Source organism: Methylibium sp. (assembly GCF_031393925.1).
GTDB lineage: Bacteria > Pseudomonadota > Gammaproteobacteria > Burkholderiales > Burkholderiaceae_C > Methylibium.
The window spans coordinates 16,740-29,255 of record NZ_JANMWL010000013.1; the positions used below are offsets into that span (position 1 = coordinate 16,740).

Below are 12,516 nucleotides of genomic sequence, written 5' to 3' on the forward strand. Positions count from 1 at the left end.
GTCACCGTGGCGGGCGCAGCGCGTAGCGCGCCGGATCGAGCGCGTCGCGCAAGTCGGCTTCGACCGGGCAGGGCGCGCCGCTCACCCAGGAGGCGAGCACCTGCGCGCCAAGCGCTGCCCAAGCGATGCCGCGCGAACCCAGGCCGCTGAAGACGTAGAGGCCACCCGACGCGTCGCGGCGGCGCGGCACGAAGCGCGGGTGGTCGGCGCGCGTGGCGTCGCGCAGCGCTTCAAGATTGCACAGCGCGCCGATCAGCGGCAGGCGGTCGGGCGTGACGGCGCGCCAGCCGACGCGGCCGCTCCACGGCAGCGACTGCCATCGGTTCGCGGCGTTGCTATCGCTGCCGTTGCCGTTGCCACGGTCGCCATCGCCGCTGCCCGAAAGCCGCGCGAGTTGCAGCAGGTTTTGGCGATGGTCGGCCGCACGCAGGTCGCACTCATCGTCGTCGCGCTGGCTGGTGGCGCCGAACAGCAGCCGGCCTTCGATCGGTGGCAGCAGGTAGCCGTCACCGGCCACCGGCACCTGCGCGTGTGGCAAGCCGGGGACGTCGGCGGGCAGGCTGCTGAGCTGACCGCGCACCGCCGACAGTGCCTGCAACTCGCCGCCGACGAGCCAACGCGCGTCGAGCGCATTGGCCAGCACCAACACCGGCGCGCTGCCCACCACGCGACCGAGCGCATCGAGCGCCTGCCAAACGCCGCCCTCGCGGCACACGCGCGCGACCGCCACGCCGCACTGCAGGTGCGCGCCACTGGCCGTGAGCAGCGTGGCCGCATAGTCCCGCGGCGCCAACCAGCCAGCGCCGCCATACCACCAGCCGCCGCTTGGCAGCGCGAGCCCGGTCGCCGCCCGTGCTGCCTTGCAAGGCAGCCAGTCGACATAGTCGCGCGGCAGCTGCTGAGCGGCGAGTGCGGCACGGGCTTGCGCGTCGCCAAGCCGCGCTTCGAGACGCAGCACGCCCAGGAGCTGGCCATGCACGCGGCCATCGGCCAACCACGGCACCAGCAGGCGCTGGGTGTGCAGCGCCGCCGCGCGGTGCAGCCGGGCGTGCGGTCCGTCATCGGCGTTGAAGCTGCCGTGAAAGATGCCGGCGTCATTGCCAGAGGTCGCGCTCGCCAGCGCAGGCTCACGCTCGAGCACGGTGCAGCGCCAGCCCTGCGCCGCCAATGCCCAGGCCGCGGCGCAGCCGGCCAGCCCGGCACCGATGACGAGCGCTTCGCGCGTGCCTGCATGGACGTGCAGCCCACCCGGTGGCGCCGCGGCGTGATGACGCGGCGCGTAGCGCGCCAGCGTGATGTCGCGCGTGCCGTTGAAACTCGGCGCCGAAGTCACCTCGAAGCCGGCTGCGGCTAGGCCGTCGCGCAGCACGCGCGATGAACTCATTGTCGCGACGGTCGAGCCCGGCACCGCGAGTCGACCGACCCGGCGCGCAAGCGCCGCCGACCCGGTCTGCGCAGGGCGCGCCGTCTCCACTTCGTCGAGAAAGAAGGCGTCGACACTGGCCACCAGTTGGCGCAGCAGCAGCGAGGAATCGCCGAAGCCGAGCAGCAACTGGACGCGGCCGCCTTCGAAGTCGAGCGCGTGCAGGTTGGGCGTGGCCAGTGGCCAAGCGGCGACGAGGCGTGCCGACAGTTCGGGCAGCACCGAGCCAGCGTGCGCTCGCGCGAGGTCGTCGCGGCCGAGCGGGTGTCCTTCGATCGCCACGAACACGAGGCGCTCGCAGCGCCGTGGATCGCGCCGCCACGCGTCCCAGCTGGCGAGGAAGTTGATGCCCAGGCCGAAGCCGGTTGCCAGGATGACGAAGCGCTCGCGCCCGACCCAGCGCGCCGGCAGACCGTTGCCGGCGAGAAAGACCTCGCGCGACGACGCCAGAGCTGCGCCCGTCGGGAGATGAAGGCCGGCAATGCGCCGTGCCTGCGACGCGGCTTCGGACGTGTTGGCCAGCGTGCCCGGCGTGATCGGCGCGGTCTTCATGCGGCGCGCGCCGCGAGCCACTGCAACAAGGGCTCGCGCACGCTCGCGAGGCCGCGGTAGGCCAGCACCGCATCGCTCATCGACGCGAGCGCCGCATGCAGCGCCGCGGCGCGCCCGGGAGTGTGCAGGGCGGTGGCGAGAGGCTGCTGTTCCACATGGATGGTGAAGATGGCTTGCTGCAGCGCCTTCAGCGGTATGAAGGTCTGGTGTTCGGTGCGCCAGTGAGCCAGCGACGCGACCCTGCCGGCATCGCACCCCGGCGGCCAGCGCTCGGCGGCCAGGAGCTGCGGGTGCGCGTGTGGGTGCGCACGCAAGTGCGCATGCGCGGTGACGGTCCACACGAAGCGCTCCCAGCGCTCGCCTGCGCTGACCAGTTTGATCAGCGCGTCGCCCGCCTTGACGAGCAGCGCGTTGTCCGCCACCGGGGCGTGGACTTCAGCAAAGGAGCGGCCGATCTTTTCTTCGGGCGCCCAGTGCGAGGGCAGGCACACCGCGAGCCAGGCAATGCGCCCGCGGCGCGCATCGACGATCGCCAGGTCTTCGGCGAACGCCAGCGCGAGCAGGCCTGCAAGGCGCCAGCCGGACGGCAGGCCAGCGAGGCAGGCGCCGATCTCACTCGGCGCGCTTTCGCCCAGCGCCACCGGCGTGTCATGACGCACCGACCAGCCAAGCTGCGCTGCACTGGCGATCGCGCCGTCCCAGCCAAACGCGTCGGGCCATTCGCGTGCTGCCTGGTGGCACAGGGCCGAAAGCGCCGGGGCGGCGTCGAAGTCCGGCGCCACGAGCAGGGCCTGCGGAGCATGGCACGACAGCACTGCGAGTTTTTCCTTGAAGGTGCGCTCGTGCGGATGCAAGGGCGTCAACTGTCGTGTGCCGGCCGCCAGGAGGCGCAGGCCGGGCTGCATGCGATGCGGCGCGCTGACGGCGGCGTCGAAGTCGAAGGGCATGCGGCATTCTGCGGGCGCGTGTACTGGCCGCAACGCCGGCAAAGCCGGAAAAAACAAACAAGCCCGCACGCGGCGGGCTTGTTCGAACGTGGCGGATGCCGCGTGCGCTTAGACGCGCTTGCGGTACTCGTGGGTGCGCGTGTCGATCTCTATCTTGTCGCCGGTGGCCACGAAGATGGGCACCGGCACTTCAAAGCCGGTCGCGAGCTTGGCCGGCTTCATGATCTTGCCCGAGGTGTCGCCCTTGACAGCCGGCTCGGTGTAGATCACCTCGCGCACCACGCTGGTGGGCACCTCCACCGAGATCGCCTTGCCGTCGTAGAACACCACTTCGACCTGCATCGCGTCCTCGAGGTACTGGATCGCGTCGCCCATGTTCTCGGCCTCGACCTCGAACTGGTTGTACTCGGCGTCCATGAACACATACATCGGGTCCGCGAAGTAGGTGTAGGTGCAGTCCTTCTTCTCGAGCACGATCTGGTCCATCTTGTCGTCGGCCTTGAACACCAGCTCGGCGCCGGAGCCGTTGAGCAGGCTCTTCATCTTCATGCGTACCGTGGCGGAGTTGCGCCCGCCACGGCTGTATTCGGTCTTGAGCACGACCATCGGGTCCTTGCCCTGCATGATCACGTTGCCGGCGCGGATTTCCTGTGCGGTTTTCATTGTCGAGTCCTGTGTTGCGTGACGGGCCGCTCCGGGCCCTCGAGCTTTGCATGCACGGCGGAGCAACCTCTGCGCGCAAAGCCCAGCATTTTAGCGTTTGCCGCGAGCGAAGCCGTAAAGCCGGCTGGCCAGGTCGCCGCCCTGCGTGCTGGCGGCCTGAAGCGCGGCGCTGCGCCCGCGGGCGTGCGCCTGCCAGGCGATGGCGTCCACTGGCGTGGGTGCGGCATCGCCGCCATTGCAGCCGCGAAAGCGTGCGCGCAGAGAACGCGCCAGCGCGGGCGCGGCGCCTTCCAAGTAGAGGTCGAGAAAGGCCTCGAGCTTGGCGCGATGGGCACCGTCGGACTGCGCATAGAGCTGCCAGACAAACGGCCGCCCGGCCCACAGCGCGCGCACCAGCGAGTCTTCGCCGCGCACGTGGTTGAGCGTGCAGCTCCACAGCAGGCGGTCGTAGCCGGGCTGCGTCAGCCAGGGTAAGAAATGCGCTTGCAACTGCCCGCGCTGGACCATGCTGCCGGCGTCGGCCGATGCGCCCAGCCAGCTGGCCACCTGGCGGGCCGGCGCGCCGGGCGCGACCAGCAGCTGCGTGGGCTCGCGCTGCCAAGCCTCGAGCCAGGCGCCCAGTGCGGGCTGCTCGTAGCCGAACAGGCTGATGCGCTGGCCCGCTTGCGGCGCGGCGCCCAGCGCTGCGAGCCCCGCAGTGGCATCGAAGCCGTCGCGCTGCGCAGGCAGGTCGTCTTCGAGCAGCAGGCCACCGCCTCGAGCCGTGAAGCCCGGGTAGAAGAACCATTTCGTCAACCCGGCGCCCGGCCCGCTGGCCTGCGGCGACGCGAGACCGTGGCTGCGCTCGGCATGGCCTTCAGCGCTCAGGTATTCGAGGTTGATCCACACCGGCGGCGGTGTGCCCGCGGCCATGCGCGCGACAAAGGCCGGCGGCGGATTGCAACCGAAGGCCTCGACCACCACGTCGCCTGCGCGCTCGCCCGCTACCGGCTCACGCCACGGCAGCACGCGCACACCGTGAGCACCGTGCGGCGCCATCCAGGCTAGTGCCGATGCGTCATCCACCCACAGCCGCACGCGCTGCCCGAGCGCTGCCAGGCGCCGGGCGAGCCGCCAGCACACGCCGAGGTCGCCGTGGTTGTCGATCACGCGGCAAAAGAGATCCCAGTCGAGCGCTTCGCCGATACCCGCAGGCTGCATGGTGCGGATTATCGAAGCCACGACTCGCGCGTGACGATCGACCAGATCACCGCCTTGCTCCAGGCGCTGCCGCCCGCGCCGTGGTTGCGGCATTCGCTGTGGGTTGTCCGACGGGTAGCTGGTCAGCCCCGCAAGTCGCTGCCAGCGGGTGTTGCGGGCGGCGGTGTCTGCGCTGTTCCCTGCGCGCTTTCTCGGCATGCTGCTCGCAGTGCTCGTGTCCGGGTGGCTGCTCGCGTGCTTTTGACGCTGCGCGGTCGGCACAATCGGGCGTCATGAACGAGCCCGCACCTTCGCTCGAAACCGCATCGCCGCCGACGCCGCCCGTGCCAGCCGCGCTCGACGCGCTGCACGAGCGCCTGCTGGGCGATGTCGCTGCGCTGCCCAGCCTCCCAGGCGTCTACCGTTATTTCGACGCGCAGGGCGCGCTGCTCTATGTCGGCAAGGCGCGCAATCTCAAAAAGCGCGTGTCTAGCTACTTCCAGAAGAATCACGGCGGCACGCGCACCGGCCACATGGTGGGCAAGATCGCGCGGCTCGAAACGACGGTGGTGCGCTCCGAAGCCGAGGCGCTGCTGCTCGAAAACAACCTCATCAAGACGCAGCACCCGAAGTTCAACATCCTGTTTCGTGACGACAAGAGCTATCCCTACCTCAAGCTCGCCTCGCACGCCTATCCGCGCATGGCGTACTACCGCGGCGCGGTCGACAAGCGCCACCGTTACTACGGCCCCTACCCGAGCGCCTGGGCCGTCAAGGAGACGATCCAGCTGCTGCAGAAGGTGTTTCGACTCCGCACTTGCGAGGACACGGTGTTCAACCACCGCACCCGGCCGTGCCTGCTGTACCAGATCAAACGCTGCTCGGCCCCCTGCGTGCAGGCGATCGAGGCTGACCACTACGCGAGCGACGTGGCCAATGCCGAGCGTTTCCTGCAGGGAGAACAGCAGGAGGTGATGGACGCGTTGCAGGCGCGCATGCTGGCGCATGCGCAGGCGCAGGAGTACGAGAAGGCCGGCGAGATTCGCAACCAACTGGCCGCGCTCGCCCGGGTGCTGCATCAGCAGTCGGTCGAAACCAATGCCGATGCCGCTTTCGACAAGGACGCCGACATCCTGGCGGCGGTGGTGCAGGGCGGGCGCGCCTGCGTCAACCTGGCGATGGTGCGCGGAGGGCGGCACCTTGGCGACCGACCGTACTTCCCGACGCATGTGGAGGAAGCCAGCGCGCTGGCGGGCATCGACGGCGAGGGCAGCGTGAGCACCCCACCGGCGGCGCAAGTCGAAGTGCAGGTACTCGAAGCCTTCATTGCGCAGCATTACCTCGACGGCAGCGCACCGCCGCTGCTGGTGACCAGCCACGCGATCGACAAGTCGCTCCTGGAAGCGCTCGGCGATGCGAGCGGCGTGCGCGTGAGCGTGCAACACCAGCCGCGCGACCACCGCCGGGTCTGGCTCGAGATGGCGACCCAGAACGCGCACATCAAGCTGGCCCAGTTGCTCGGTGAAGAGGGCTCGCAGCGCGCGCGCACGCATGCCCTGGTCGACGCGCTCGACCTCGCACCCGACGATCTGGACACCTTCCGCATCGAGTGTTTCGACATCAGCCATACCGCCGGTGAATCGACTCAGGCATCGTGCGTGGTGTTCGAGCAGCACAAGATGCAGTCCTCGCAATACCGCCGCTACAACATCGAAGGTATTACGCCGGGCGACGACTATGCCGCCATGCGCCAGGTGCTCACGCGGCGCTATACCAAGCTCGCCGAGGCGGCTGCCAGGGGCGAGGCGCGGCTGCCCGACTTGGTGCTGGTCGACGGTGGCAAGGGCCAGGTTTCAATGGCGCGCGAGGTGTTCCAGGAACTCGGGCTCGATCTCGCATTGATTGCCGGGGTGGAAAAGGGCGAGGGCCGCAAGGTCGGCATGGAGGAGCTCGTGTTCGCCGATGGCCGCGACAAGATCGGCCTGGGCAAGGAGTCGGCAGCACTCATGCTGGTGGCACAGATCCGCGACGAGGCGCACCGCTTTGCCATCACCGGCATGCGCGCACGCCGCGCGAGCGTGCGCACCGGCGGCAGCCAGCTCGAAGACATCGCCGGCATCGGACCGAAGAAACGTGCGAAGTTGCTGTCGCGTTTTGGCGGCGTGCGAGGCGTCGTCAACGCGAGCGTCGATGATCTGCGCGGCGTCGAGGGCATCTCGAAGGAACTGGCCGAGGAGATCTACCGTGTACTGCATTGAACGACCCGCGCGCCCTGTGTCCCGGCATGCCCGGCGACACGTCGGCTGGCCTCTGTTGTGGGTTGCCGTGGCGAGCCTGATCGCTGGCTGCGCAGGGCAGCCGCCACCGCCGCCCGCGCCCCGGCAACCCAGCCAGCCTGCACCGGCGGCGCCCACCACCGTGCGCCCGGTGCCTGCGCCAGCGAACCGCGCGCTCGGTGCGCCCGACACGCCGCGCTCGCTGGCGCAGCTCAAGGCCCAGGCCGCGCAGCGCATCGTCGCGGCCAGTCCCGGCATGACCTACGGCGGCAAGGTGCCCGACGTGTTGCTCGCCATACCGGTGCTCGAGGTGGAACTCAACGCCGATGGCAGCGTGCGCCGCGTCGACGTGCTGCGCCCGCCCCGGCAGGCGCCCGACACGGTGCAGTTGGCCATCGATGCGGTCAAGCGCGCGGCGCCGTTCGGCGACGTCTCCCGGTTGCCGCGGCCGTGGAAATTCACCGAGACCTTCCTGTTCAACGACGAGCGCAAGTTCAAGCCGCGCAGCATGGACGAGTGAGCCACCCCCGCGGGCACAATGCCCGCATGTTCTTTACCCTGCCAACACTGCTGACCTGGGCGCGCATCCTCGCGATCCCGCTGATCGTCGGCGTGTTCTACCTCGACGTCGAGCCGACGTCGCAGAACCTGATCGCCACCGTGCTGTTCGTCGTCGTGGCGCTCACCGACTGGGCCGACGGCTACCTCGCGCGCCGGCTCAACCAGACTTCGTCATTCGGCGCCTTCCTCGACCCGGTGGCCGACAAGATTCTGGTGTGCGCGGCGCTGCTGGTGCTCGTGCACCTGGGGCGGTTGCACACGCTGATCGCACTGGTGATCATCGGCCGCGAGATCGCCATTTCCGCCTTGCGCGAATGGATGGCGCAGATCGGCGCTTCGCGCAGCGTGGCGGTCCACATGCTCGGCAAGCTCAAGACGACGGTCCAGATGGTGGCCATTCCGTTCCTGCTGTTCCACGGGCGCTTGTTCGGCCTGATCGACACGCAGCGCTGGGGCACCGTGCTGATCGTCGTCGCGGCGACGCTGACCATCTGGTCGATGGTCTATTACCTGCAAAAGGCGCTGCCCGAGATACGCGCAAAGGCGCGTTGATGACTGGCGATCATCGCGTGGCGCTGATCCGCGCCATGCCGGTCGTGTTCGTGCTCGTGTGGAGCACCGGCTTCATCGTCGCGCGCTACGGCATGCCGCATGCGCCGCCGCTGACCTTCCTGGCGGTGCGCTACCTGCTGTCGATCCTGTGCTTTGCCGTGTGGGTGCTGCTGGCGCGGGCAGCGTGGCCGCTCGGGCGTGTGCAATGGCTTCATCTGGCGATCACCGGCGCGTTGATGCATGCCGGCTACCTGGGCGGCGTGTGGGCTGCGGTCAAGGCCGGCATCGGGGCCGGCACGGTGGCGTTGATCGTCGGCTTGCAGCCGGTGCTCACCGCCCTGTGGTTGAGCGCCCAGGGCGAGCGCGGTGAGCGCGTCACGCGCGCGCAGTGGCTGGGCTTGGCGCTCGGACTTACCGGCCTGCTGCTGGTGGTCGGCCACAAGCTGGGCAGCGGCGAAGTCACGGCCGTGAACCTGGCGCTCGCGATCGGCGCGCTGCTCAGCATCACCAGCGGCACGCTCTACCAGAAACGCTTTGTCGCGCCCTGCGATGTGCGCACGGCCATTACGGTGCAACTGATGGCCGCACTCGCGCTTACGCTGCCGCTGGCTTGGCTGGAGCCCGGCGCGATCGACTGGCAACCGCAGCTGCTGGGTGCCATGGCCTGGTCGGTACTCGTGCTGACGCTGGGTGGCGGCTCGCTGCTCTACCTGCTGATACAGCGCGGTGCCGCCACGGCGGTGACCAGCCTGATGTACCTTGTCCCGCCATGCACCGCGCTGATGGGCTGGGCGTTGTTCGGCGAGTCGCTTGCGCGCGGCGTGCTGGCCGGCCTGGCGCTGACCGCCCTCGGCGTGGCGCTGGTGGTGCGCTCGACGCGCTTGGGCAAGTGAAGTAGACGCCCGCGTGGCGGTGGCGGCATGCTGTTTCACATCGAGTCAGTCACTGCGCTGTGGAGCGCACACCCTCAGACGTCAAGCGCGAGTTGCGCGCGTTCTCCACGCGATGCGCGAGTACTTTCTCATGGGGGACACGCATAGAATCGTGTTCCCGCTTGACACCCCGCGGGCTCGCCGCTGTAATCATCGCGCAGCTGACGCGGCCGTCTTTAGCGCATCCCTGCGGGCAGGGTCCCGCCACCTTTCACCGTACAGAGACACCTTCAGAGGGGGTACTTTCGTGAACAAGACTGAACTGATCGAACACATCGCCAAGCAGGCCGACATCTCGAAGGCCGCAGCGACACGCGCGCTCGAGGCCCTGATTGGCGGCGTGCGCACCACGCTCAAGAAGGGCGGCAGCGTGTCGCTCGTCGGCTTCGGCACATTTGCCGTGAGCAAGCGTGCGGCGCGCAGCGGGCGCAATCCGCGCACCGGTGACACGATCAAAATCAAGGCAGCCAAGGTGCCGAAGTTCCGCCCAGGCAAGGCGCTTAAAGACGCGCTGAACTGAACCCCCCAACGGGTGCTTAGCTCAGCTGGTAGAGCGGCGCCCTTACAAGGCGTAGGTCGGGGGTTCGAGCCCCTCAGCACCCACCAAGCGCAAGTCCGATGTCGACGCGACGACACTCATCGCTCCGATAGAATCGAGTGGCATCGGCCCCTACAAAGGCGAACCTTGGTTCGCCTTTTTCGCGTAGGGCTGGCATCCGTGTTCACCCGAGGTTTCCGATGTTTGAATTCGTCCGCTCGCACATGCGCTTGTTGCAGTTCGTGCTCGTGCTGCTGATCTTCCCGTCGTTCGTGTTCTTCGGCATCCAGGGCTACAGCAGCTTCAGCGCCGGCACGACCACGGTCGCCAAGGTGGCTGGACAATCGATCACGCAGGCCGAATGGGACGCTGCCCACCGACGCCAGATCGAGCGCGTGCGGGCGCAGTCGCCAGAGGTCGACGTGAAGCTGTTCGACACGCCGCAGATGAAGCTGCAGACGCTCGAGGCGGTGATGCGCGAGCGCGTGCTGGCGGTGGCCGCCGACAAGCTTCGGCTGGGAGCCGGCGACGAGCGCTTGCAGCGCATGTTCGCCACCGACCCGCAACTGGCTTTTCTGCGCAAGCCCGACGGCAGCCTGAACACCGAACTGCTGCAGGCCCAGGGCTCGAGTGCCGAGCGATTCGAGCAGCAACTGCGCCAGGATCTCGCGATGCGCCAGGTGCTTTCGGGCGTGGCCGCGACGACGCTTGCCCCGGTGGTGGTGTCCAACACGGCGCTTGACGCACTGCTGCAGCGTCGCGAGGTACGCGTCGCGCGCTTCGACATGAAGGACTACGCCGCCAAGGCCAAGCCCACCGATGCCGAGGTCGAGGCCTACTACAGCGACCCTGCGCACCTGACCGACTTCCAGGCCCCCGAGCGTGCTTCGATCGAATACGTCGTGCTCGACCTCGAGGCCCTGAAGGCCGGCATCACGGTGAGCGACGAAGAGTTACGCAAGCACTATGCCGACAACGCCAAGCTCTACACGGCACCGGACGAGCGGCGCGCCAGCCATATTTTATTTGCCGTGGACAAGAAGGCCGGCGACGCGGCGCGCGAGAAGGCCAAGGCAAAGGCGAACGCTGTGCTCGCCGAGCTCCGCAAGGCCCCGGCGCGATTCGCCGAGTTGGCCAAAAAGAATTCGGACGACCCGTCATCGACTCAAGGCGGTGACCTCGGGTTCTTTACGCGCGACGCGATGGTGAAGCCATTTGCAGACGCGGCCTTCAACTTGAAGCCGTCGCAGATCAGCGACCCGGTTGAAAGCGAGTACGGATACCACATCATTCAGTTGACGCAGGCGCGTGGCGGCGACAAAAAGCCGTTCGAGACGGTCAAGGCCGAGATCGAGGCCGCGCTCAAGCAACCGCTGGTCCAGCGCAAGTTCACCGAGGCGGCCGACAGCTTCACGAACACCGCGTACGAGCAGTCCGACAGCCTCAAGCCGGTGGCCGAGAAACTCGCGCTGCCGATCCGCACGGCCACGGCCGTGACCCGTTTTGCGGCCCAGGGGGCGACCGGAGCGCTTGCGAGTCCGAAGTTTCTGAACGCGCTGTTCAGCGATGAGGTGGTGCGCAACAAGCGCAACACCGAAGCTGTCGAGACCGGGGCCAATCAACTCGCGGCGGGACGCATCGTCGATTACGCGCCGGCGCGCAAGCTCCCGCTGGCCGAGGTGAAGGACTTGGTGCGCTTGCGCGTGCAGGCCGAGCAAGCCGCTGCGCTGGCGCGCAAGGCCGGCGAAACCAAGCTCGCGGCATGGAGGGACGGTGGCGCCGCCGACACACTGGCGCCGACGGTCGCCGTGTCTCGTGGACAGGCCCAGGGGCTCTCGCGGGAACTGCTCGACGCCGTCATGAAGGCGCCGACAACCAAGCTGCCGGCTTGGGTGGGCGTCGACCTCGGCACGCAAGGCTATGCGGTGGCGCGCATCGACAAGCTGCTGCCGCGCGATCCAGCCAGCGGCGACGCGCAGCGCCTTCAGTCGCAATATGCGCAAGTGTGGGGCGCAGCAGAAACCGAGGCGTACTACGACGCCTTGAAGCAGCGCTACAAGGCGCGCGTCACCGCAGATGCGGTGATGCCTGCAGCGGTCGTGTCGGAGGCGCCGGTGCGCTGAGCCGCGCCGCTATAATTCGTGCTTCTGTGGTGGCTGTAGCTCAGTTGGTAGAGTCCAGGATTGTGATTCCTGTTGTCGTGGGTTCGAGCCCCATCAGCCACCCCAAGATTCCGCTCCATACGGTTTCATACAGACCCAACCTCCACGCAAAATCAACGACTTAGCAGGTCGTTTGTGTCAGGAGGGTTCCTGCCAACTCACGGCAGCGCAGCGAATCCGGGGGAACATCTGGGGGAACGGACGGCAGTTTTTCTGCCGATCCGGAGTTTGTTCCCCCATGCTCACCGACAAACAATGCAAGAACGCCCTCTGTACCGAGGGCAAGGTCCGTGTCCGACTCGCTGACGCGAGTGGCCTCTACTTGGAGGTCGCGTCATCGGGTTCGAAGCGTTGGTTCTGGAAGTACCGTTTCGATGGCAAGGAGAAGCGCCTTGCGATCGGCGGCTATCCCGACGTCGGGCTGAAAGAGGCCCGTGCCGCTCGCGACGACGCGAGGAAGCAACAGCAGCGTGGCGCCGATCCGGTTCTTGAGCGCCAAGTCGAGCGCCTCAGTTCCCGGTTCGATGCCGACGCGACGTTCGAAGTCGCCGCGCGCGAGTTCCACGCTGCGAAGAGGGCCGGCTGGAGCGACCACTACACCAAGCGCTGGCTGGAGCGGTTGAGCAAGGATGTGTTCCCCTGGTTGGGCAAACTGCCCCTGTCCCAGATCGGCGCGCCCATGCTCCTGCAGACCCTGCGTCGGGTCGAGAACCGCGGGGTACGCGAACTGC

Annotated in this window: 11 protein-coding genes and 2 tRNA genes; 9 read left to right on the forward strand and 4 right to left on the reverse strand. The window is 68.0% G+C overall.

The genetic code is table 11. From position 1 onward, the window contains the following. Position 1: 1 nt before the first annotated feature. The 4 genes from mnmC to earP form a co-directional block, all read right to left on the reverse strand. Positions 2-1,975, reverse strand: coding sequence for an FAD-dependent 5-carboxymethylaminomethyl-2-thiouridine(34) oxidoreductase MnmC (mnmC, locus tag RMO12_RS01110; RefSeq protein WP_309637888.1), 1,974 nt, complete (start codon positions 1,973-1,975; stop codon positions 2-4). Further along, positions 1,972-2,922 (reverse strand): heme-dependent oxidative N-demethylase subunit alpha family protein, encoded by a 951-nt coding sequence (locus tag RMO12_RS01115; protein WP_309626715.1) that lies wholly within the window; start codon positions 2,920-2,922, stop codon positions 1,972-1,974. The genes mnmC and RMO12_RS01115 overlap by 4 nt, the downstream gene beginning before the upstream one ends. Before the next feature lie 108 nt (positions 2,923-3,030). Then, on the reverse strand, positions 3,031-3,585 hold the full coding sequence (efp, locus tag RMO12_RS01120) for an elongation factor P (protein ID WP_309626714.1): 555 nt from the start codon (positions 3,583-3,585) through the stop codon (positions 3,031-3,033). Between the two features lie 90 nt (positions 3,586-3,675). After that, entirely contained in the window at positions 3,676-4,785 is a 1,110-nt protein-coding gene (earP, locus tag RMO12_RS01125; protein WP_309626713.1) for an elongation factor P maturation arginine rhamnosyltransferase EarP, read from the reverse strand. Positions 4,786-5,057: 272 nt separating this feature from the next. Here earP and uvrC point away from each other — a divergent pair, with 272 nt between their 5' ends. The 9 genes from uvrC to RMO12_RS01170 form a co-directional block, all read left to right on the forward strand. Next, positions 5,058-7,022 carry an excinuclease ABC subunit UvrC gene (uvrC, locus tag RMO12_RS01130; protein ID WP_309637889.1) on the forward strand — a complete coding sequence of 655 codons (1,965 nt, stop codon included), beginning with the start codon at positions 5,058-5,060 and terminating at the stop codon, positions 7,020-7,022. 160 nt (positions 7,023-7,182) lie between these two features. Then, positions 7,183-7,560, forward strand: coding sequence for a hypothetical protein (locus RMO12_RS01135; protein ID WP_309637890.1), 378 nt, complete (start codon positions 7,183-7,185; stop codon positions 7,558-7,560). 26 nt (positions 7,561-7,586) lie between these two features. Then, on the forward strand, positions 7,587-8,153 hold the full coding sequence (pgsA, locus tag RMO12_RS01140; RefSeq protein WP_309637891.1) for a CDP-diacylglycerol--glycerol-3-phosphate 3-phosphatidyltransferase: 567 nt from the start codon (positions 7,587-7,589) through the stop codon (positions 8,151-8,153). Further along, positions 8,153-9,046 carry a DMT family transporter gene (locus RMO12_RS01145; RefSeq protein ID WP_309637892.1) on the forward strand — a complete coding sequence of 298 codons (894 nt, stop codon included), beginning with the start codon at positions 8,153-8,155 and terminating at the stop codon, positions 9,044-9,046. Before pgsA ends, RMO12_RS01145 begins: the two co-directional genes overlap by 1 nt. Positions 9,047-9,332: 286 nt before the next feature. Continuing rightward, positions 9,333-9,605, forward strand: coding sequence for an HU family DNA-binding protein (locus tag RMO12_RS01150; RefSeq protein ID WP_309625602.1), 273 nt, complete (start codon positions 9,333-9,335; stop codon positions 9,603-9,605). A 10-nt stretch (positions 9,606-9,615) separates the two neighbouring features. Continuing rightward, positions 9,616-9,691, forward strand: a tRNA-Val gene (locus RMO12_RS01155). Between the two features lie 132 nt (positions 9,692-9,823). Further along, on the forward strand, positions 9,824-11,746 hold the full coding sequence (locus tag RMO12_RS01160) for a SurA N-terminal domain-containing protein (RefSeq protein ID WP_309637893.1): 1,923 nt from the start codon (positions 9,824-9,826) through the stop codon (positions 11,744-11,746). Positions 11,747-11,775: 29 nt separating this feature from the next. Then, positions 11,776-11,851, forward strand: a tRNA-His gene (locus RMO12_RS01165). A gap of 172 nt (positions 11,852-12,023) precedes the next feature. Further along, positions 12,024-12,516: Arm DNA-binding domain-containing protein (locus RMO12_RS01170; RefSeq protein ID WP_309637894.1), on the forward strand; the 493-nt coding region annotated here is incomplete at its 3' end.

Coding starts and splice junctions, on each gene's coding strand:
- pgsA (WP_309637891.1), top strand. CDS start 7,587: ATGTTCTTTACCCTGCCAACACTGCTGACCTGGGCGCGCATCCTCGCG.
- efp (WP_309626714.1), bottom strand. CDS start 3,585: ATGAAAACCGCACAGGAAATCCGCGCCGGCAACGTGATCATGCAGGGC.
- RMO12_RS01160 (WP_309637893.1), top strand. CDS start 9,824: ATGTTTGAATTCGTCCGCTCGCACATGCGCTTGTTGCAGTTCGTGCTC.
- RMO12_RS01115 (WP_309626715.1), bottom strand. CDS start 2,922: ATGCCCTTCGACTTCGACGCCGCCGTCAGCGCGCCGCATCGCATGCAG.
- earP (WP_309626713.1), bottom strand. CDS start 4,785: ATGCAGCCTGCGGGTATCGGCGAAGCGCTCGACTGGGATCTCTTTTGC.
- mnmC (WP_309637888.1), bottom strand. CDS start 1,975: ATGAAGACCGCGCCGATCACGCCGGGCACGCTGGCCAACACGTCCGAA.
- RMO12_RS01145 (WP_309637892.1), top strand. CDS start 8,153: ATGACTGGCGATCATCGCGTGGCGCTGATCCGCGCCATGCCGGTCGTG.
- uvrC (WP_309637889.1), top strand. CDS start 5,058: ATGAACGAGCCCGCACCTTCGCTCGAAACCGCATCGCCGCCGACGCCG.